Source organism: Paenibacillus barcinonensis, assembly GCF_003217495.1.
GTDB classification, from domain to species: Bacteria; Bacillota; Bacilli; order Paenibacillales; family Paenibacillaceae; genus Paenibacillus; species Paenibacillus barcinonensis.
Map to the genome: position 1 here is coordinate 154,394 of NZ_QJSW01000012.1, position 21,473 is coordinate 175,866.

The following is a 21,473-nucleotide window of genomic DNA, read 5'->3' on the forward strand; positions in this document are numbered from 1 at the left end:
CGTTAGAGGAGGCAGCGGTGCATGACTGCAGAGCAGGTTGTCAGAATATTTTTTGAAGAAGTCCGATCAGGCCTGAATCCGGATTATGCAAGCCAGGTGATGGCAGAGCAGGTGCTGGCTCATCAAGTAATATCCGAGGAAGAAGTCACGGTCAAGCGAACACCTTCCGATTATGCGGAGCATGTGCGTGAGATGATCGAAGCATACGGGGCGTTTACGCTGGAGATACAGGAGATGATCACACAAGGTAGCAAAGTATATGTGCGCTGGAAGCAAACAGGTACTCATACGGGACAGGTGGATCACTACAGCCCAACGGGACTCCCGGTGGTCGAGATTGCGAGTGCGGTCTATCGGGTGGAGAATGAACAAATTGCGGAGTACTGGATTCAGATTGATCGCTTGGGTATCGAGAGACAATTGGAGCGCAACCTGAACAGATAAAACGAGAATCATGACTATCGTGAAAATGGAAGTGAAAACGGCCCTTTCTTATTTTATAAGAGAGGGCCGTTCTAATTAGTGAGTTGAATTAACTGCTGAAGTTGAGCTTTAATTCGTATATTTCTGGACCCGGTACCAGTATGTATAGGCATCGGTGTATCCCAATTTTTTATATAATCTGCGTGCAGGAGCATTATCTGCGACCACTTGCAAATAGCTTGACTGTGCACCGCGCTGTTTACCCCAATGCAGCAGATGCAGAATCATCTGTTCTGCCAGACCGCGGTTGCGATAGGATGCAGCTGTGATGATATCATGCAGCCCAATGACTCCACGTTCGAGTACGCCAAAACCACAAGCTGCCACCTGACTATCAACGGACAAGGTGATAAAGCACGTATGTGCACGGACATTCTGCAGCATCTGTGTCATCGTTTTTCGCGATTCTTCGTTTACCGAACTCAAGCGACACAGATGATGCAGCCATTCGTCTGTCAGCTGCTCGGCGATGTGGATGTCCACAGGCTCGGGAGTTTCCAGGTTATCCAGATGGCGAAGCTGTACAATCGTTGGATCAACGACCGTATAACCTCGATGCTGCAGCAGCTCGTCTATATTTTCAGGCTGGACAAAGGGTGTGATTTTGAAAATGGTGCTTAACTGATTGGAGTTATAGAAGTTCTCACATGTTATAATTTTCTCATGCACATCCAGTGTAGAAGTGTAGATCGGCTGCACGGAGTTGGCACGTTTTGAATACCCGTTGGCAAAACGCAGCACCCAACCGTCATAAAGGGCTGTGGATAAAGGCTGCCAATGATTAAGCGTTAATTCTTCAATCTGGCGAAGCGTAGACTTAGTCATCTGCACATGCAGTGCCCCCTTCGATTTATATGATTTATAATAATACATATTTATGTATAAAAATTCAAACTAAAGTATTGAGCAATATTCTGATCCTGGCTTGCAGGATGTTACATAGTCTGTAGAACAGAGCAGCTCAATTCATGGAAATGGAGTACAGCATGATTACAATCGAGATTCAGGGACATGAGGTGCAGTGTCATATCGAATATGGTAAACGAAAAAAGGCTTCCATTATGATGGAGCTGCCCTACATGGTCACGATTAAAGCGCCAAACGGTACGAGTGAGGAGGTGCTTCGACAGTTGGTTATGCAGCATGGTGCTGAGATTATAGAAAAGTCAGCTCGAATGCAGCAGGTACTGGATGGTCCTCAGGCCAAGGAATACGAGAAGGAGGGCAAGGGGGCATTCCTGCTCTTTGGCAAGACTTATGCCCTGAATGAATTAATCCCTGTAGAGGGCTTTACGGAAGAAGAGCTGCGTGCGAATTTGAAAAAATTTTATTTTGCCGAATGTAAACGCATGATCGGGCAGCGAATTACACGTTATCAGCAGGAGCTGAAGGTAAAGCCGAAGTCTATTGAGATCGTAGACTCTCCCACGAAATGGGGGAGCTGTAGCTGGGATAAAAAGCTGACGTTTAATTACCGGCTTGCCATGGCACCACCAGAAGTGATGGATTACGTTATAATCCATGAGCTGTGCCATATTCATCATATGAATCATGATCGCTCGTTCTGGCGGCGGGTAGGCAGCATTATGCCGGATTACAAGGAAAAAGAAAATTATCTGATGCGCAATGGACGAGCGATGACGCTATAGCTGTAGATTAGTTTACAGATTATCATGTAGTTCGCTGCACAGCATACTGGCTTTATTTTACTCATATCTAGTTGCGGGAAAGGAGCACAAGATGAATCAAAATGGGCAACATTCGGCGCTGGTGGACGAATATATCGCTGCATTCCCGGCAGATGTGCAGCTTAAATTACAGAGGCTGCGGCAGCTGATTCGGGAGGCAGCTCCGCTTGCCGAAGAAAAGATCAGTTACAAGATGCCGACATATGCGCAGCATGGGAATCTGGTTCATTTTGCCGCATATACGAAACATATCGGGTTTTATCCTGCACCTAGCGGTATATCGGCTTTTAAGGAGCAGCTCTCCAGGTTCAAGGGAGCAAAGGGCTCCGTACAGTTTCCGCTTGATGAGCCGCTGCCAGAGGAGTTGATCCGCCAGATGGTTGAATTCAGGGTGAAGGAGAATGTAGAGAGGAGTCGGAGAGATGAGTAAAGCCTTGATTGTTCTGGATGTACAGCGTGGACTAACAAGTCTGAGAGATGTGTCTGCGACGCTGGACAAGATTAAATCTATCATAATGGCCTTTGAGAAGCGGAGCTGGCCTATTGTATTTATCAAACATGTAGATGAGCAGGACGAGCAATCCTCACTTTACCGCCAGAAGACGGAGAATCTTGAGATTGTTCTGGATACAAAGCAGCATCCCGTTTTTGAGAAAAGCAAACCGAGCGCTTTCAGCAACAATGAACTGAAAAAGTGGCTACTCGCTCGGCAGGTGAATCATGTGTTCATTGTTGGCTTTAATATGGAGTATTGTTGCCTGTTTACAGCGATTACCGCAGAACATGAGGGGTTCCAGGTAACCTTGATCGAGGATGCGGCGGGAACAGTGAATACTGAGGATACATACGAGATGAAGGGGCTGGACATTCCTGATTTTATCGGTTCGATTCTGAACTGGTCGGGCTGTGTTGAAGTTGTGTATACGGATGAACTGATGGAAAGCGATGTATGGAATTCTCCGTTTAATGATGTGGACTGACAAGGTTTGTTAAAGGGAGTTATTTGATGGCTTAGTCCAGATTAAGATCGAAATCCGGCTGACATATATAATCCATAGGGTACAGGTCATCTCGGGCCGAAATCAAAGCGTGGAATTGAAGGTAGCGATGATTTGGCTGCTCTACAACACCATCTGCCCGGAAGGGAACGAGTTCAGCCACAATGAAGACATCCTCTGCATCTGTACATCGGAGGATAACATTATTGGGGCTGAGCACTTCCTTCATGTAGCCGTAGGTCATTACGTGAAATGACTGTCCGCGCCAGTTCGTCTGTATCACCCGGTACGATTGCGTTCGGATCAGATCCAAATAACGCTCCAGCGTGAAGGTATGCTCAAACTGCGTAATATAACCTTTTTGATCTACATCAATCGTAAACTCAACATCATAGCTTTCGTGAAATTCTTCCTGATATGTACCTTTCATGATCTTCATCGTATCGAACTTTGATCCAAAGTCAGGATCAATACTATAGGGAATCACAATAAGTTCCGGGTCAACATGCGCGGTAATTTGACTTCTCGGATTGGGTTCAGTTGGTCTCAAATAGATGGACCCAATCATACGCCCTGGAAAACCGGGACTGCAGCTTATTCGCATAGTCATCTCCTTTTGAGGTATAGTCTTTAAGTTAGACGGGCAAAAGCTGAGAAGGTTGCATTTCAGATCTGACTTGAACCGATACACCGCAGGCGATATAGTGAGAAGGTATTTTATTTTGTAATCCTACTTAACCATCAGGTACGGCTTTACGGCTTTATGAACGGGAGGGCTTGCGATGTTATCCACCAAAGTCATTGAACATTGTCGCATGAACGGCTGGTGGCACGAAGATGTGCCGGCTGAATACGAGGAAGCTTTGCGTAAGCTTGGTATGGATTTGAATTCGGATTTTGCACAGTTTTACCTGCATGCAGAGGATGGACCAACGTTCTACAGTCGGCATCAGGAGCTGTATCAGATCTGTTGGGTAATCGAGAATACGGTATACCTGGAGGATATGAATGTAGCTCAGCTCACACTCGGACTGCCTGAGGCATATATTCCGCTGGACAGTTTTGAGGGCGAGGGTGGCTTTTTCTATAATCGCCAGACAGGTGAAGTTGTACTGGTTGAGCTGGGCGAGTCGATTGAACGCTTTTTGAATGGAGAGAGCAAGCCACAATGGGCGGATTTTAATGCGTTCCTGGAGTGGTACTTCGAATTGGCAGAAGTGACGACGCTGTAAAGGTGCAATAGGCCAGTGTGGATAATGCTGGACATATCCCTGATAAGTAAAAGGGTACTTTACTTGGCTGCAGAACGCCATGGAAGTACCCTTTTTCAGGTTAGCTGGTTCCTTTACTTCGAACTGTTGTTGGGAGCATCTGTCCTTTTGTTTTTCCCGTAAGGGAAAAATTCATCCACGAGGTCCTGCGGCGAGATGGACACAAAGACGTGATCCAGATCGGTTTTTTTCGCAAAATCAATAATGTCCCCGGTATAATACCGTGGATCAACCAGATACACATCGGAGACAACGGTCGAGAGGAAAGAGATCATCGGCACAGCCAGCGAGTCTTTAATAAACAGTACCTTGAGTCCGTTCGGTTTTTCTTTATTTGTCACATGTACAATCCCCTGATTACCATACAGATATGTAAAGTATTTGTCAGCGGTCAGATCATAGGGTGCTCCCTTTACATTCAGCGGATACGTTGTTAGCAGGGCATCCTCGAAGCGACCATTTAATGTGGCCTTCGTTTCGCCTGTCTGGAAGAAAAACGAGTAGTTCGTTTTGAATTTCGGATAAATAAGATCAAAATTATCATCGCCTGCATACAATTTTCCCGTTTTGCGGCCTTGTGAGCCGATAAAGAAGTCTTTATACGGAATGACGTTATAGTTGTTGATGTCTGTAAAATAATTGTTCGGATCAAGCGGCTTGTCATACATGTCATCCAGATGATGAACGAGCTGGCCGAAGGCCCAGAAGGCCGTTTTGATTTTCCAATGATGGTCTGTCGTGAAAAAAAGGTCCTTCGCCGGGATGCCATTCTCCAGCAATCCCTCGCGCAAGTCGAGTGTGTCGATTCCTGCCTGCTTCAGATGATTCAGGAAGCCATCGGCGGTTTCGTTATTATAATTGTAAGGAATGCCTTCCGGGAACGTTGTATGTCCACGTACATATTTGTCGGGTGTCATAACATAGGTCAGCTTTGTTTTTCCATCCAATTGAGTTCCAAGCTCTGCCACCCGATCAGAAAGCTGCTTTGTATCTGTAGGTCCTGTGGCGAAGTAGGTATAGTGCAGCTTGCCTTCTGTATCTTTGACCACCTCGAAGTTGTTCTCCTCGTTTTTCCACATCAGGGCTTGCAAGTAACCATAGGCCTCCACGAACCCGAATTTTTCAAAAACATGCTCGTTAATGTCCGCATCCACCTTGTTAATGATGTTTTTGGCATTGGAGAAACGATAGTCGGCCGAACCCAGCGTCTGTTTTAACGGCTCGAAAGCTTGCATCAGATTGAGTACAGAGAGCGCAGCCAGCACCACGATGAAGAGGAAGGCAGTAAGTCTCTTTTTGGCAAAAAAGTTATGCATGTCATATCCTTCTCTCAAAAATTAAAATAAATAAACGGATTGTATGTTCCTTTGACCAGATAGGATACACATACGAGGAACAATGCGATGATGCTTACCGGGTAGATCAGTTCAAGCGGTTTACCGAAGCGAACGCCATCCACCATCCATTTGTTCATACGTAAGGCGATCGGTGTGGAGAACAGAATGCCGAGTATGAAGAAGAGGGCATATTCCTTCAGGAACATCCAGGTGGTATCACTCCAGAACCCGTTACCGTACAAGCCGAACATGTTGCCAAGATAGTTGCCGGCCTGCAGCAGATCGGGTGAGCGGAATATAACCCAGCCAATGACAACAACAAACATGGCATAGACATGTCTGAGCGGAGCAAAACGAATGCCTTTGTCCAGATTAAAGATTTTCTCCAGTGCAATGAACGCAAAGTTAATCAAACCCCAGATGACAAATGTCCATTCCGCACCATGCCAGATGCCCGTGAGTCCCCAGACGACGAGCAGATTACGGATCATTTTGTCCTTGTTGCTGACACGTGATCCTCCGAGCGGGAAGTAAACGTATTCCTTGAACCAGGTTCCGAGCGAGATATGCCAGCGGCGCCAGAATTCAGTGATAGAGCGGGAGATGTATGGATATTTGAAGTTTTCTTCAAACTTGAAGCCAAACATTAACGCCAGTCCAATCGCCATATCGGAATAACCGGAGAAGTCGAAATAAATTTGCAGCGTATAGGCGATAGCTCCTAACCAAGCCAGACTGGCAGCGATATCGGATGTTCCTCCCGCGCTGAAGGCGTGATCGGCAACAATGGCCATGCTGTTGGATAACAGCACCTTTTTGCTCAACCCAACAATAAATCGGCAGCAGCCTACTGCGAACTTGTCCCAGCTCTCTTTACGGTGCATCATCTGATCCGCAATCATGTTGTAGCGCAGAATAGGCCCCGCAACTAACTGAGGGAAAAACGAAATATACAGAGCGACATAGAACGGATTCTTCTGCACACTGCCATGTCCGCGGTACACATCAATGACGTATGAGATCGCATGAAAGGTGAAAAAAGAAATACCGAGCGGCAGCGCAATATGTGGAATGCTCAGACCAAAACCTGTGCTTTCATTCACAATGCGTAAGGCAAACGCCAAATATTTATAAACAAACAGCATGCCCAGATTGGCAGCGAGCATCACAGTAATAATGGTATACGCGGCACTGCGGTGGTCGCGATATTTGTCTACCAGCAATGCGAACACATAATTCAGTGCGATGGACACGAGCATGACCAGTACGAAGCGGGGTTCGCCCCACGCATAGAAGAACAGACTGGCTACAAGCAGGAGCATGTTTTTTAGTGTTACTGAAAATCGGAGTACATAATAGAGTCCTAATACAAGCGGTAAAAAATAAAATAAAAAAACGACACTGGAAAAGAGCACTGCCTTTCCTCCTTGGAGATAAAATAAACAATTACATGCGGAACAACCGTTTGGAACGACGATGATTCATGGACAGGGCTTTACCCGATTGGCTGGCATGCTGTTTGTTTCTCCACAGCCAGTAAGGGATAACAATCAGAAGTCCAACGAGGAGCAGGCCGATGCGAATCATCCATTCCATCCAAGGCTTTAGCCATATGGCAGAAGGCTCCAGCACCTTGGCTACCTGGTCAGGCGCAGGGATGAAACGTGGTGTCCCGTCGGCCTCCTCGACCCTCATCGCCGTGGAAGGATCTAGCGCCACGATGTAGCTGCTGGTCCATCGCTGATCAATTACCGCTTGAACTACAACAGATTTGGCCTCCGAAGCTTCCGTCTCAAGTGTCAGCAGGCCATCTGTTGTGATGGATACGCCCTGCACAGGATGAGCAAGCTGGAATCTGACGTCCGAGCTCTCTGGCGAACCAGTGACTGTATATTGGGCAATGGATTGACCAGCTACGGGGATGACTACACGTTCATCTCCATGGATATGTACAGTGGAGAAGCTGTTTTCCTTGGCGGCTTCTTGAACAGGCACCAGCTTGATGTTCCCCACGCGATAGCGTAGCTGTGCATTTTCCGATGTCGTCATGGTAATGCCCCAGCTTAGAATGTTCCCCGGAGTGACGTGCCCGATGGTAGCCGGTTTATTTCGAACCATGAGACTGGCAAAGGGAACACGCACCTCGCCTTCAAACCCTGGCACAAGTTCAATCAATCCATTTACGGGACGAACCAGCTCTGGTTCTTTGCTTGCTTTCGGAATCAGAATGACCTGACGTTCGTCGGATACAGTGAGCGCGGCTTGATCCGCTCGGGTGATTACAACGTTCAGTGGCAATACCTGATCTGAATCACTTCGTACGGAGAACCTTAGCTCGCCGCTGCTCGACCAGTCTCTGTTCTGTAACTCGTATACATAGGCAGAATAGAATCCCTTGCTCAGCCCCTGTGTGGAGGTGCTGATCTGCAAGCTGCCATTACGTTCCACGCTGGACTGCACCGTTGCACCGTTGCTCCACTTATGGATGGAGCGTTCGCTCCATTTCAGCTGTTCAGGCGGTGTTGAAGCACTGGCATAGGAACTGTTCATGCTCCACAACCCCGTCACAATTGCGATAAGCAGCCACTGCTGCCATTTCGTACGCATGCTTTTTTTGCCTCCATTATTTATAAATAAGCCATCTCGTTCAGTTCATCCTCGGAGACGAAGTTTTTGTAAGACGATGTACCCTTTGGTTTGCGGGACTCCAGATAGGCCATGTTCCACTGCTTCAAAAGGGCTTCCAGCTCGGACATTTGACCACTCCGGGCGATGTCACGAATATTTCGAATCCGGTACAGAATGCCTTGCTTGCTTCGCATGGATTTCACCCATACACAGTCCAGAATCAGATGATCTGCAAGAGGCAGCTGAAACTCGTAGGCCATCTCCGGGTGAGACATCTTCACGAGTATAAAGTCATAGTTAAAGTCGAGCAGGGTAATCATGCCATACTCGGACGTATCAAGTGTGTGGTTCAGCGAAATACGTGCCAGCTTGCGGTTCGACATCATGCCGATCTGTCCACGGCGTACAAAGTTTAGACGAATGTCCTCAAATGTACTGATATCCTTGTCCAGCTTCTGAGGAAGCGTTGGCTCGCGATCATACACAATGTGCAGCAGCTGGCGCTGCTCTGCTTCGTTAATCTCATGCACTTTAAATGCATACTTCCACTTGGTTCCAAATGTAGTGACGTGTGTGATCTTGGCTTTGAATTTGCTCGAATAAGGGCCCGATAACAGTTGCACGCCAAATTCAAGCTCACTCGGAATATATCTTGGTGTATCAAGCAGAATGGAAATGCCGCCTTCCGAAATATCATAAGTAACAGTCGAGAGGGTTTCTCCCTCTGTGGTCAGCGTACACTCCACAGCAGCGAGCACACGCTCATAGTTACGGAACACCTTGCGTCCGCTAAGGAAAAAGATGGACATCATAATGTTGTAGAAGTTGATCAATAGCCAGTATAGAACGACAAGAAAACCAATCGTGCCTTGACTAAAGGTCCAGTGAATGCAGTTCACAATACCAATCACGGAAAGCACCGCCAGAATGAGATGCGGAATAATCTGTTTGATCTGATAGCTGCGATCATTATGCGCTCCATCTTTGCGAGTGACCGCAAATTTGTTCATCGTGATGCCGAGTGTTTCCAGAATAACCGCAGGCAGTAGCGACGGGAACAATATCGTTTCATATACATTGGTCCATTTGGTCGTTCGAATATTGCCCGAGAGCATGCGCAGACAGGTATTGGTCAGCAGGTACATCGGCAGCCAGAACACCAGAATCTCCAGAATGGTACATTTCACGACGAGTACACCGAAGACAGCGAACAGAATAGGCGACATAATGTACAGAAGCCGTTTTAAACCGGCATACCAGTAAGTAATAGATGAGATATAATTCAGCCTTTGGGCAAAGGTAAGTCCCTTCTTAAACAGAATGTTCAATTTTCTGCCGGTCTGGATACATCCACGCGCCCAGCGCTGACGCTGCTTGATCAGGCTTTTCAGATCACCGGGAGCGAGTCCGGAAGCCAGCACCTGATTGGTGGCAAAGCAACGATACCCTATGCTCTGCATTTCAATGCCTGTTGCAAAATCTTCTGTAATCGACCCGGTATAGAAACCGCCAACATCCTCAAGCGCTTGTCTGGACAGCACTGTATTGGTTCCACCATAGATGACGGAGTTGGATTTGTTTCGCCCAACCTGCACATCACGGTAGAAGTAGTCCTGTTCATTGGGAATACGAGCCTCCGAATACAGGTTGTATTGAAACTGATCGGGATTATAGAAACTTTGCGGAGTCTGAACAAAGCCGATTTTTTCTTCTGTCAGAAAATAAGGCACACAGGACGTCAGAAAATCATGCTTCGGAATCATATCGGCATCGAACGTAGCGATTAGAGGTGAGGAAGTATGTTTCATGGCGTTGTTCAGATTTCCAGCCTTGGCGTGGATATGCTCGGTTCGGGTCAAATAGTGGATGCCCATATGAGAAGCAAGTTCCCGCATCTCGGGACGATTGGAGTCATCACATAGATAGATATGTACTTTGGAGCGATCGGGATAATCCATGTTGAGACAGCCATTAATCGTTTTGAAGAGCAAGGATGCTGGTTCGTTGTAGGTGGCAATAAAGACATCGACATCCGGATATAAAGATTCATCCACAACGGGGAGCTCAGGATATTCAAGCCGGGTCATATTATAAAAATGCACAGCCAGTTCAAACATGCCGATGAGTTCAACAATCAGTAGGGCAAGACCGGCAGTCACAGCAAGAGGGCCATGACCGAAGGGGATAGTGAAGAATGTACGCCAGATGACGTAAATACAGGACATAATGACTGTTGCGGTGACCAGTATTTTGTTGCGCGTGCTTAAACGATTCAAGGTGTCTACCTCTCTCTATGCGTGGTAAAATCATGAGCGTTCATTCAGCCAGAAGCTGTGACCTATCATACAATAAAGTACTGAACAGATTCTGAACATGAGCTTGTATAGTGATGATGATAAATGTTGAAAAGTGATGAATGTTGTATTTATTTAGGATTAAATTAGCAACAATTTTATTATGAAACCACTATATGGATTTTTTTGATATTTTGCTTAAAAAAAGCAAAAGAAGACGAGCTCGTAAGCTCGCCTTCTTCGTATGACTCTTGCAGACATGAACACGTATCTGCTGCTGCAATCAGACTCATCTAATCCGAAATGTTGCGGGTGTAGTATTCAATGATATCTTTACGACGAATGATGCCGAGAAAGACACGATCTATATCGACCACGGGTACAAAGTTCTGATCTGCTGCAAGGGTCAGCATATCTTCCATCTCTGCTTCGATGTACACGCATTCATTATAAACGCGATTGCTGATCTCATGCACCTGCACTTGATCCATATTGTCAAATGTCAAACCGGGGGTGCCCCGCATTTTCCATAACAGATCGCCTTCGGACAGAGTAGCAACATATTTTCCATCCGGGTCAATTACGGGAATGGCGGTGTAGTGGTGCGATTCCAGCTGCTCGATAGCATCTTTCATGGAAGCGGTAGACTCGATATAGGCCACTTCGGCTTTGGGGAGTAAAAAATAGCTGATTTCCATCATCGGGCTCCTTTTCAGCCTTTTGCTTCACAGCAAAAGCTTTAGTATGTAATTCACTATTCTTATTTAAACATATTATGTGAGTATAAGGCTATTTTTAATGACAAATTCATCAGATTTGTTACATTGTGTAATCCGTGCTGGAAATCTATAGTATAGAGTAGAGGTGAACTGACATGAAATCAAAACGTAAGTTATTATATGGACTTTTGCCCATCTTGTTTGCAGGCGGCATCGGAATGGTTCTATACATGCAGAACAACAAACCCGAGGAAGCAAAACCGCAGACAACCGTAAATCAGTACATAGAGCATCTGCAGAAAAAAGAGTTTGATCAGCTGTATTCGTTGATGTCACCCGCTTCGCTAACCGAGGCAGGCATGACAAAGGAGCAGTTTGTCGAGAAATACAGTGCCATATACTCAGGAATGAAGGTATCTGTCATCAAGGCTGAACTGCAGCCGTCGCAGTCATCAGAGACTGAAGCTGGAGCGGATGCCGGAGAGAATACAGATCGGGAGACGAGTTCACAAGCCAAGACGGGTCAGGAGAGTGAGGATAAGGCACAACAGAACGAAAGTAATCCTGACCTCTACGAGGCGAGCTATAATCTTCACCTGACCACTTTTTTGGGAGAAATCAGTGAGACTCATACGATAACATTAGTAAGAAAGGAATTGGAGGACGGGAGCAAGATCTGGCAAATTAATTGGCAACCATCGCTAATTCTCAGTGATATGGTAAAAGGAAGCAAGGTTCGGGTAAAGACTCTGTTCCCGACTCGAGGAAATATCGTAGATCGCGATGGGTTGCCGCTCGCGACCCAGGGCACCATGAATGAATGGGGGATTGTACCTGAGAAGCTTGGCGATCAACCTGATCAGATGATTGCTCGCATCGCAGATCATTACAGCGTATCTGTAGAAGGCATTCAAAAGGCGCTGAATCAGACGTGGGTAAAACCGGGATTTTTTGTCCCGATTGGCTCTACAGAGGAGTTTGATATTCCTGATTCACTTCGTGGTGTTTCACTGCAAAGCAAGGAGGTCCGTTATTATCCCCTGGGAGAAGCAGCCGCGCATCTGATTGGTTATGTTCGTAAGGCTACCAAGGAGGATCTGGACAAAGACAGCGAGGGATATTACCGCGCGGAGGACTGGATTGGTAAAGCTGGGCTGGAGCAATCCATGGAGAAGCAACTGCGCGGGGAGCGTGGTGCCTTGATTGAGATCACCGATGAAGCGGGGAATCCCCTTTCCGAATTGATTCGCAAGGATGCGGTCAATGGCAAGGATGTGCAGCTTACAATCAGCTCCGCGCAGCAGAAAAGGCTATATCAAACGCTGGCTGGCGGTGGCGACGCCGGAGCCATGGTGATGATGAATCCGAAGGATGGCAACCTGCTGGCGCTGGTAAGTGCACCCTCGTACGATCCGAATAAAATGGTCACAGGTTTGACGCAGGCGGAGTGGGACGCTTATTCGGCGAATGAGAAGCTTCCTTTTATTAATCGAGTAACAACACGGTATGCCCCTGGCTCGACCTTCAAAGCAATTACTGCGGCAGCCGGATTGATGGAGAACGTAACAACCGCGAATAAAACCCACGACATTTCCGGTTTGCAGTGGAGGAAAGATGACAGCTGGGGTGGTTATTATGTCAAGCGGGTGAAAAGCCTGAGCCCGGTTAATATGGTAGATGCGCTGGTATATTCGGACAATATTTATTTCGCGATGGAAGCGACCGAAATGGGCAGTGCCAAGTTCATCGAGGGCATCCAGAAGTTCGGGTTTGGTGATAACTTCGGAATGGATGAGCTGTACCTGAAGCCGAGTCAGTATGCCAATGAAGCACATAAGGACTTATCCTCCGAAGTGCTGCTTGCCGACACGTCGTATGGACAGGGCGAGATGTTAATGTCGCCGATTCATCTTGCTACTGCTTTTACGCCGTTTGTGAATGAAGGCAAGCTTGTAAAGCCCGTGCTCATTGTTGGCAAAGAAACCTCTGACCCTGTGGCAATTATTACACCCGATGTGGCCAACACCGTGAAAAATGCTTTGAAGCAGGTTGTTTCTCGTCAAGGAGGAACAGCACATGCCCTTAGTTCGATTGCTGGTGGCCTTGCAGGCAAGACCGGTACGGCAGAGCTGAAAGCGAAGAAGGGTGAGCAAGGTCGGGAGAATGGCTTTTTCGTTACGTTTGACACGGAATCGCCATCGTTCCTTCTGGCAGCGGTGATCGAAGAGGTTAACGGGCGTGGGGGCAGTCACTATGTAGTGGATCGGTTAAAGCCTTTCCTGGAGAAACTGCAGCTTGATCAGTAATTTGACTCCGTAATATTTTATTCATAAACAGCGAGCGGCATGGATAATGAACAAAACGCGCGTTGGCTGAATCCACCCGGATTCGCCAACGCGCGTTTTTTGAATATATTTCAGATTATTTTTTTGCTGTAATCATAAAGCGTGCCGAGTTGGTGCGAATCCCCTTCTCGTGCCAGTGGTCCTGCACAAACTGTTTGAAAGTCTCCAGATCGGAAACATGTTCTCCAAAATGAGGCACAATCGGCGTGTGCATGAGCAAAAACAGAAGATCCTCTGGTGCAGCATAATACTCCATTACATTATATTCACGGGCCTCGATCTGCCGGAAACCGGCGTGTGCAAGCTCCTGTCTGTAGCGTTCCAGCAGCGTGGCAGATTTAATGACGGAATGCTGCTCACGTCCGAAAGCCTGCGCGATATCTAATTTGTCATGCTCGCTGACTTGCTGGGTCAGAAATATGCCGTCCTCTGCGAGCACCCGGTATACCTCCGATGCAGAGAAAACGGAATGCCTACAGGATACGGTGTTGAAGAACTCATTCGGGAATTCGAGATGGTCTGCATCCATCTGAACGAAGCGGACCTTGGAACCGCTGGCCGCTTTCTCCAGGTTTCGCCGGGCAGTATCAATCATGCCCTGAGCCAGATCAATACCCACAAGCAAATGAGCATGTTCTGCAATGGACAACACGGCTTCTCCTCCGCCAGTGCCAATATCGAGCAGCAAGTCTGATGTTTGCGTGCAGCGAATAACCTCTTCGTAGAAATCCCAAGCAGGGGTATCAGATACAACCTTCATTGTGCTGAAATCCCAACCGTTTTGTCGACCGACACGTTCATAGAATGCTTCGTAATCCCATTTTTTTGTCATACTTCAATCTTCCTCCAATATGTGATGTTATAATTATGGATGTGTATCCCTGTACAATCATTCGTGTGTAAAGCATCGAACAGGCTCAAATGGACAGACCTGCCCCTTGGCAGCTGGTACGCGTTTTGATCCAGCCCGATGACTAGGACGTATCTTGAAATCTACTGAAGTGCATCTTTTACCGCCTTTTCGCCCCCTGCTGCGTCACTTTCCCTTGACGTGCTCCGGCACGCCTGCGGTAAACTTCCTGGCTTGGAACGAAAATTCAGCAAAATCTGCTTCCTTCAGCGTTTTCAGACACGCCCTAATTACTTCGAACGATCGGGAACAACATCCCTTTCACCTCACATGTTGGAATACGTTCATTATACGTAATTGACAGCGCATACGCGAGGTGATATTTTGGGGTGGAATCTATTCTAGGTATCCGAGGTGATCCATAGTGGCCGTTCGCGCTAATCAGATTTTTGTCAACCTGCCTGTCAAGGATTTGAAGAAATCAGTTGATTTTTTTACGAAAGTAGGGTTTGAGTTCAACGCCCAATTCACGGACGATTTAGCTACCTGCATGATCATCGGAGAGAACATTTATGCCATGCTTCTGGTAGAAGAACGATTCCATTCCTTCATTACGAAAAAAATTGCCAATGCTGCGGATACAACCGAGGTGATTGTCGCTTTATCTGTTGATTCACGTGAGCAGGTGGATGCTGTTGTGCAAGCCGCTCTGGATGCAGGAGCGAAGCCTTATAACGAGCCGCAGGATCATGGATTCATGTATGGACGAAGCTTTCAGGATCTGGACAACCACTTGTGGGAAGTTTCTTATATCAATTTGAGCGCCTTCCCATCCAATCAGACAGAGTAAAGGTATCCTTTTGCATAGTGTTATACGTTGAGGCCTTCCTGATTACAGGAGGGCTTTTTCAGATGTACGAATCAGGGTGAAGATTTACGGCTGCTTGTCTGTGATGCTTCTTTTCATGGAAAGGGTAATTCATTATAAGCCCGATATTACGCTGACGATAGCGAATAATGTATTTTATGGCAGTAGTATATGGTGCATTTTACCTTTTTGCTATATGATATATGTCGATTCACCCCTAGATTCAGATACACATATTCTGATAGCGGGTAGAGAAATAGCCGGATAACAGATAACCAATGGAAACATACATATTTTTTAGATGGAGGGATCAGGGTGTACTGTCACGTATGCGGGGCAAAAAACAGCTCGGGTCAGGCACAGTGTCAGAAGTGCGGAACTGTGCTCAAGCAAGTAAGCTCTACGGAGGAGCAGATCTGGAGGGAGCCGGCAGGCCTCTCTCCTCGCAATGCAGCTGCTGCCGGAGAGGTGAACCAGCGTAAGAACAGTCCGTTTCTATGGATTATTCCGCTGCTGCTAGCAGCCATTATGGGTGCGTTGCTGACGTACTATTATATTCAGGAGAATGCGATTAATGCTCAAGTAAAGACACTGCATCATGAGGCAGAGCAAGCCGCACTGAATGGCAAATATGCGGAGGCCATCAAGCTGCTGGATAAAGCGCTTGGTTATAGACCGAAGGTAGAAGGGCTGGTTCAGGATCGGCAAATAACGGCTAAAGCCTACAATCTGTTCAATCAGCTGAATGAGGCTACGGATTTACTCAAAACAGGAAAGCTGTCCGAAGCGGACAAAATTATTCAAGCGGCAGCGAAGACGTTAAACGAGCGGCAGGAGCCCGTGTTTGCCAAGGCAAGGGCAGCCTTGAACAACCGAAAAGTAACCCTGGCCGTGCTGAAGGTCAAAAAAGAAATTGATCAGTTAACCACTGTGGAGGCACTGGCCAGCAAACTCAAAACGATATCCAGCCTGAGCGGCAAGGAAGCGGAAGCTGTGCGAAAGCAGATCACCGACAAGCTGGCAGGGATCAGTTATAAACAAGCGGAGCAACAGGTGAAGAAACGTGATTTTACAGCAGCGCTTCAGACCGTGGACAACGGTTTATCCTATGCACCGGATGACCAGAAGCTGAGCAAATATCGGGATGAGGTGCTGCGGGAGAAGAAGGCATTTGAGAAAGCCGAGCAAGAACGTATTCGACTTGCCGAGCAACAGGCGGCCGAGGAGGAACTTCGAAATCGCACGGGGGCTGTGTACGTAACCGATTTGTCTGCCGAGCTGGATGAGTATGGAGACTTGTACATCAGTGGGTCGGTATTTAACCAGGGAACACGTCCAATATCGTCCGTGGCTCTGATCGTCAATATTAATGCTTCGAATGGAGATTACATCGGTGAGACAGATGCTTATGTATACCCGTCGATATTAGATGTAGGAGAGGAAGGCTATTTTGAAACCTACTATTATGGGGTGTATGAAGCAACAAATGTAACGGTCACAAATGCATCATGGTATGTGGAGTAGGAGGGGACCAAATGAGTAAAAAAATATGGGGCACGATTGTTTCCAGTGCAATAATCATTGGAGGTGGGGCAGGAGGCGTATTCTGGATTCATCAGCAGGCAGTTGATGAGCTGGCGATTGCACCCAAACTGGCGGTTGCTTCCTCTAAGGAAGTGGATAAGTCGACAGTAGCTAACACTTCTAATCCTTCGAACAAAAAAACACGCAAACAGATTATTGAGGATAGTCAGAAAAAAGTGGTAACGATCGAAAGCAGCGATGGGCTGGGCTCCGGCTTTTTATACAATAACAAGGGTGACGTAATTACCAATGCACATGTGGTAGAGGGATCTCAAAAAGTGACTGTTCGGACTCTGGATCATCAGGAGTATCAGGGCACAGTCATCGGCATCGGGGAGGAAACCGATGTGGCTGTCGTCAGAGTCCCGGATCTTGTGAAAATGGAGCCACTGACCATCTCCTCTGCCAAAGCGGAGGTGGGTGATGAGATTCTTGCACTGGGGAGCCCGCTGGGATTCGAAAATACCGTCACCACTGGCATTATTAGCGGACTTGATCGCAGCTTTGAGATCGAGCCTTATATCTATACCAACTTGTATCAGATCTCCGCTCCAATCACTAACGGCAATAGCGGAGGCCCGCTAATTAATGCCGAGACGGGAGAAGTGCTTGGGATTAACTCAACGGTGGTAAAACAGGAGGGCGGTCTAGGGTTCAGCATTCCGATCACCAGCGTGCTGAAACAGGTGCAGCAATGGTCCGAGCGTTCCTCTGATGGCAAGTCGGCACAGACGATTCGGGACAATTCATCACAGACGTCCTCTGCTGAATTATCGGAAGCGGAAGGGCTGGTTGCCGATTTTTACAGTTATCTTAGCATGAATGATTATGTAGCTGCTTATGCGTTGCTTGGAAGTGACTGGCAGAGCAGCACAAGTTACGCGAAATTCCGTGAAGGGTACACGTATACGAGTTATGTCAGTCTGGAGAAGATATCTTCCAAACGTAAGGCTGAGGATGAACTGGAAGTGAGCGCAGTCATCGCTGCAGAAGAACGTAAGGATGGAGAATACATCACGTCACGATATAATGTTACTTACCAGGTTGGATATGAGAACGGTCAGATAAAGATTTTGCACGGACAAGGGAAAAAGATCCAATAACATGATCTGACTTAGGTGTCTGGAAACGCTGAAGGAAGCCAATTTTGCTGAATATTCGTTCCAAGCCAGGAAGTTCTCCGCAGTCGTGGGCGAAAAGAGGTAAAAGATGCATCTCAATAGGCTTCAAAACACGCCATGAATTCATGGAATTGAAACCGGGAAGCAACGATCTGAACAAACAGGGAGAGCGCGCAGTGATGCGGGTTCTTCTTTTTTTATTGCAGATACAATGTTGTTTTGATAAAATACAGAACGAACGTTCAGTATGTATAGATGAATGGAGTGAAGTAAGTGAACATGAATAAAAAGCAGCTCCAATCCGAGCAGACAAAGAAAAAACTTGCGGATGCTTCGAAAGCCCTTTTTGTACAAAAAGGGTATAAAGCAACTTCAATTGAGGATATCGTCGCCGCGACAGGCAGCAGCAAGGGAAATATATATTATCATTTTAAAAGCAAGGAAGGACTCTTTCTTTATCTTATTGATGAGTGGAATCGGGAGTGGGAAGCGAGCTGGGGAGCGAAGGAACATCTATATCGCACTTCCACCGAGAAAATCTACGGGCTCGCTGAGCAGCTAATTCTGGATGATTTGAATCATCCATTAACGAAAGCGGCGGATGAGTTTTTCACAGGCGAAAAAAAGGAAAATGATATTCAGGAACGGATTGCTGCCATGTTCGAGCGTCACATTGAATTTAACAAACAGCTGATCCAGCAAGGAATAAATAGCGGCGAGTTCAATGAGAGCAATGTGGAGCACCTTGCGCTTATTTTGGAAAGTACGATTATTGGACTCAGTCAAATGTCCCGTAAGCTGGAGCCTAATGAGGCTTTGGCGTTATATCGTCAGGCGGCTGGTGTATTCCTGTACGGAATTGCGAAGGATAAACAGCATAATTAGACAACACTGGAGGATGGAATCATGGCTTTGCTGACACGTAACAGGGGCGCGCTGCTGCTGTTAATGTTTAATATTTTTCTCGTATTTATGGGTATAGGGTTGGTTGTTCCAATCATGCCTGCTTATATGAATTTGCTTCATATTACGGGTTTTACGATGGGGCTGCTCTTCGCAGCGTTCTCGTTTACCCAATTTCTGTTCTCGCCCGCTGCGGGACGATGGTCAGATCAGTGGGGACGTAAAAAGATTATTGTGATCGGCATGCTGATCTTTGCTGTATCTGAATTTATGTTTGGCGCAGTGAATGCGCCTTACCTGCTCTTCGCAGCTCGGATGCTGGGCGGAATTGGTGCAGCGATGATTTTCCCGGCTGTTATGGCGTATACAGCAGACATTACGACGGAAGAAGAGCGCGGTAAGGGCATGGGGCTGATTAATGCAGCCATTACCACAGGTTTTATTATCGGGCCGGGAATCGGTGGTTACATTGCAGATTTTGGCATCCGGGTTCCGTTCTATGCTGCCGGGGTTGCCGGATTACTGGCCGCCATTATCACACTGATTATTTTGCCGGAATCCGAGCGGACTTCGACTGAGCAAGCTGCAGCTAAAACTGAGAAAGTGAAGGAAAAGGCACCAGGTATGATAACCCAATTGGTAAACTCGTATCGTGAGCCTTACTTTTTCAGCTTGATCATTGTATTTGTTATGGCTTTTGGTTTGGCTAACTACGAAACGGTATTTTCACTGTTTGTGGATCGAAAATTTGGTTTCACGACGAAAGATATTGCATTTATTATTACATTTGGTTCAATCGCGGGTGCTGTTGTACAGGTAGCTCTGATCGGCTGGTTACTGAACACCTTTGGCGAGAAAAAGGTCATTTCCGTATGCTTGTTGTTTGTTTCCGTATTTGTCTTGTTAACTCTATTCGTGCATACGTATTGGCTTATCGTTGTTGTAACGTTTACCGTGTTTCTGGGGATGGATATCTTACGTCCTGCCATTAGTACACAGATGTCCAAACTGGCTGAGGAGCAGCAGGGCTTCGTTGCCGGGTTGAATTCCGCTTATACCAGTCTGGGCAATATTGCAGGACCGATCGTAGCTGGAGCATTGTTTGATGTTAACATTAACTATCCATATGTTTCGGCTGCCGCAGTTCTCGGGATTTGTTTTCTGCTGTCACTTCGTGTGCTTCGGAGTGTTAAGCCAGTTAAAAAACCTGAGGTTCAAGTGTAATTCATCAGCTTTGAAACCTGGACACTTCAATTTTGGTATAATAAGAATTGCTGGAAGTGAATCATAAGTGCCTGGTTGCAATCAACATGACCGAGTAATATCATTTTTAGACATACACAGAACTATTGGAGTGATAAAATGAGCAAAGCAAAAGGTAAGGGCGGCACTGGCCGTGGTACAGGCAAAAAGGGCTGGAACCGCTGGCAAGCCAGTGCCAATCGAGCCAAGAGTGCCCCAAAGCCTTATAAAAGCAAGGGCACCAAGAATAAGGAAAGCTCTGAATCTGCCGTAGATAAGACCAAGTAAACGGGGAGTGTAAAAGGCAGGGCTGGGTCCATTGGATAGTTTGCTAGAGCAACAGCAGTTTTGGAGATGGTAAGCACATCTGAAGAACTGCTGTTTTTTTATGCGTGTAAAAGGAGATAGACCGTAGGAAGGCTTCTTTACATATAAAGAGGGTGGCTAAACACTAATATATAAGACGTATGTTATAACCTTATTTAGCAAGTGATAGGTATGTGGTTCTGGAGCAGAGATCATGAATTGCGAAAATATTGAACCTAATAATTGGGTATAATTAATTTTAATAAATAATGCTTTACAAACGAATGTGATTCGTGATATATTCTATTTCCGGCCAAGAAAACACGGTTTAAACGGTGCGGCAAGCAGCTTAAATAAGAAAGCTTCGAAAGAAGCTTGAAAAAAAGAGCTTGCAAAGTTGGTTCGGAAATGATATGATATAAGAGTTGCTGAAGCGAACGAGCGACAGTGGCAAAACGAAGTTTGATCTTTGAAAACTGAACAACGAGTGAGTAATCATTCTGCTTGCAGAATGAACGTGAAGGTTTTTGATACAAGCCATCTGGCTGTATGAAAACTGGAACAACAATGAGATTAACAATCTCGTCAGATTCAAAATGAGCTTATCGCTCTTTTCGATACCCCGATGAGTTGCACAGCGTTGAACGACGCTGCGGAATTCATCTTTATTGGAGAGTTTGATCCTGGCTCAGGACGAACGCTGGCGGCATGCCTAATACATGCAAGTCGAGCGAACTTGAAGAGAAGCTTGCTTCTCTGATGGTTAGCGGCGGACGGGTGAGTAACACGTAGGCAACCTGCCCTCAAGCTTGGGACAACTACCGGAAACGGTAGCT

The 21,473-nt window shown here is 46.6% G+C and carries 20 protein-coding genes and 1 rRNA gene; 13 read left to right on the forward strand and 8 right to left on the reverse strand.

Annotated features, from left to right (window positions below):
• Positions 1 to 21: 21 nt before the first annotated feature.
• Positions 22 to 444, forward strand: a complete 423-nt coding sequence (locus tag DFQ00_RS18330) for an ester cyclase (RefSeq protein ID WP_110897925.1) — start codon at positions 22 to 24, stop codon at positions 442 to 444.
• A gap of 108 nt (positions 445 to 552) precedes the next feature.
• Here DFQ00_RS18330 and DFQ00_RS18335 read toward each other — a convergent pair whose 3' ends face one another.
• The gene (locus tag DFQ00_RS18335) at positions 553 to 1,308 is read right to left on the reverse strand and encodes a GNAT family N-acetyltransferase (RefSeq protein ID WP_110897956.1); all 756 of its coding nucleotides are present in this window, start codon (positions 1,306 to 1,308) and stop codon (positions 553 to 555) included.
• A gap of 164 nt (positions 1,309 to 1,472) precedes the next feature.
• Here DFQ00_RS18335 and DFQ00_RS18340 point away from each other — a divergent pair, with 164 nt between their 5' ends.
• The 3 genes from DFQ00_RS18340 to DFQ00_RS18350 all read left to right on the forward strand — a co-directional run bounded on the left by DFQ00_RS18340 (position 1,473) and on the right by DFQ00_RS18350 (position 3,151).
• On the forward strand, positions 1,473 to 2,132 hold the full coding sequence (locus tag DFQ00_RS18340; RefSeq protein ID WP_110897957.1) for a M48 family metallopeptidase: 660 nt from the start codon (positions 1,473 to 1,475) through the stop codon (positions 2,130 to 2,132).
• 91 nt (positions 2,133 to 2,223) lie between these two features.
• Positions 2,224 to 2,601, forward strand: coding sequence for an iron chaperone (locus DFQ00_RS18345; RefSeq protein WP_110897926.1), 378 nt, complete (start codon positions 2,224 to 2,226; stop codon positions 2,599 to 2,601).
• Positions 2,594 to 3,151, forward strand: coding sequence for an isochorismatase family protein (locus DFQ00_RS18350; protein ID WP_110897927.1), 558 nt, complete (start codon positions 2,594 to 2,596; stop codon positions 3,149 to 3,151). The genes DFQ00_RS18345 and DFQ00_RS18350 overlap by 8 nt, the downstream gene beginning before the upstream one ends.
• A 31-nt stretch (positions 3,152 to 3,182) precedes the next feature.
• Here DFQ00_RS18350 and DFQ00_RS18355 read toward each other — a convergent pair whose 3' ends face one another.
• Positions 3,183 to 3,719 carry a hypothetical protein gene (locus DFQ00_RS18355; RefSeq protein WP_146236190.1) on the reverse strand — a complete coding sequence of 179 codons (537 nt, stop codon included), beginning with the start codon at positions 3,717 to 3,719 and terminating at the stop codon, positions 3,183 to 3,185.
• Positions 3,720 to 3,951: 232 nt separating this feature from the next.
• Between DFQ00_RS18355 and DFQ00_RS18360 the strand changes: the two genes are divergently transcribed.
• Entirely contained in the window at positions 3,952 to 4,401 is a 450-nt protein-coding gene (locus tag DFQ00_RS18360; RefSeq protein ID WP_110897929.1) for an SMI1/KNR4 family protein, read from the forward strand.
• Between the two features lie 113 nt (positions 4,402 to 4,514).
• Here DFQ00_RS18360 and DFQ00_RS18365 read toward each other — a convergent pair whose 3' ends face one another.
• From DFQ00_RS18365 to DFQ00_RS18385, 5 genes are all read right to left on the reverse strand, one after another.
• The gene (locus DFQ00_RS18365) at positions 4,515 to 5,756 is read right to left on the reverse strand and encodes an alginate O-acetyltransferase AlgX-related protein (RefSeq protein ID WP_110897930.1); all 1,242 of its coding nucleotides are present in this window, start codon (positions 5,754 to 5,756) and stop codon (positions 4,515 to 4,517) included.
• Between the two features lie 14 nt (positions 5,757 to 5,770).
• Positions 5,771 to 7,192, reverse strand: a complete 1,422-nt coding sequence (locus DFQ00_RS18370; RefSeq protein WP_110897931.1) for an MBOAT family O-acyltransferase — start codon at positions 7,190 to 7,192, stop codon at positions 5,771 to 5,773.
• Between the two features lie 31 nt (positions 7,193 to 7,223).
• Positions 7,224 to 8,384, reverse strand: coding sequence for a hypothetical protein (locus DFQ00_RS18375; RefSeq protein WP_110897932.1), 1,161 nt, complete (start codon positions 8,382 to 8,384; stop codon positions 7,224 to 7,226).
• 20 nt (positions 8,385 to 8,404) lie between these two features.
• Positions 8,405 to 10,681, reverse strand: a complete 2,277-nt coding sequence (locus tag DFQ00_RS18380; RefSeq protein ID WP_110897933.1) for a glycosyltransferase — start codon at positions 10,679 to 10,681, stop codon at positions 8,405 to 8,407.
• 311 nt (positions 10,682 to 10,992) lie between these two features.
• Entirely contained in the window at positions 10,993 to 11,397 is a 405-nt protein-coding gene (locus DFQ00_RS18385; protein ID WP_110897934.1) for a CBS domain-containing protein, read from the reverse strand.
• 176 nt (positions 11,398 to 11,573) lie between these two features.
• Here DFQ00_RS18385 and DFQ00_RS18390 point away from each other — a divergent pair, with 176 nt between their 5' ends.
• On the forward strand, positions 11,574 to 13,724 hold the full coding sequence (locus DFQ00_RS18390) for a penicillin-binding transpeptidase domain-containing protein (protein WP_110897935.1): 2,151 nt from the start codon (positions 11,574 to 11,576) through the stop codon (positions 13,722 to 13,724).
• Positions 13,725 to 13,839: 115 nt separating this feature from the next.
• On the opposite strand, the gene DFQ00_RS18395 is transcribed toward DFQ00_RS18390, so the two are convergent.
• Positions 13,840 to 14,595 (reverse strand): class I SAM-dependent methyltransferase, encoded by a 756-nt coding sequence (locus tag DFQ00_RS18395; RefSeq protein ID WP_110897936.1) that lies wholly within the window; start codon positions 14,593 to 14,595, stop codon positions 13,840 to 13,842.
• Between the two features lie 442 nt (positions 14,596 to 15,037).
• Here DFQ00_RS18395 and DFQ00_RS18400 point away from each other — a divergent pair, with 442 nt between their 5' ends.
• The 7 genes from DFQ00_RS18400 to DFQ00_RS18435 form a co-directional block, all read left to right on the forward strand.
• Positions 15,038 to 15,463, forward strand: a complete 426-nt coding sequence (locus tag DFQ00_RS18400; protein WP_110897937.1) for a VOC family protein — start codon at positions 15,038 to 15,040, stop codon at positions 15,461 to 15,463.
• A 333-nt stretch (positions 15,464 to 15,796) separates the two neighbouring features.
• Positions 15,797 to 17,005: a hypothetical protein gene (locus DFQ00_RS18405; RefSeq protein ID WP_110897938.1), complete on the forward strand. Its 1,209-nt coding sequence runs from the start codon at positions 15,797 to 15,799 to the stop codon at positions 17,003 to 17,005.
• An 11-nt stretch (positions 17,006 to 17,016) separates the two neighbouring features.
• Positions 17,017 to 18,168, forward strand: a complete 1,152-nt coding sequence (locus tag DFQ00_RS18410) for a S1C family serine protease (RefSeq protein WP_110897939.1) — start codon at positions 17,017 to 17,019, stop codon at positions 18,166 to 18,168.
• A gap of 297 nt (positions 18,169 to 18,465) precedes the next feature.
• Positions 18,466 to 19,071, forward strand: coding sequence for a TetR/AcrR family transcriptional regulator (locus DFQ00_RS18420; protein ID WP_110897941.1), 606 nt, complete (start codon positions 18,466 to 18,468; stop codon positions 19,069 to 19,071).
• A gap of 21 nt (positions 19,072 to 19,092) precedes the next feature.
• Entirely contained in the window at positions 19,093 to 20,313 is a 1,221-nt protein-coding gene (locus DFQ00_RS18425; protein ID WP_110897942.1) for an MFS transporter, read from the forward strand.
• 138 nt (positions 20,314 to 20,451) lie between these two features.
• The gene (locus tag DFQ00_RS18430; RefSeq protein ID WP_110897943.1) at positions 20,452 to 20,619 is read left to right on the forward strand and encodes a DUF3934 family protein; all 168 of its coding nucleotides are present in this window, start codon (positions 20,452 to 20,454) and stop codon (positions 20,617 to 20,619) included.
• 683 nt (positions 20,620 to 21,302) lie between these two features.
• Positions 21,303 to 21,473, forward strand: a 16S ribosomal RNA gene (locus DFQ00_RS18435); the annotation flags it as partial.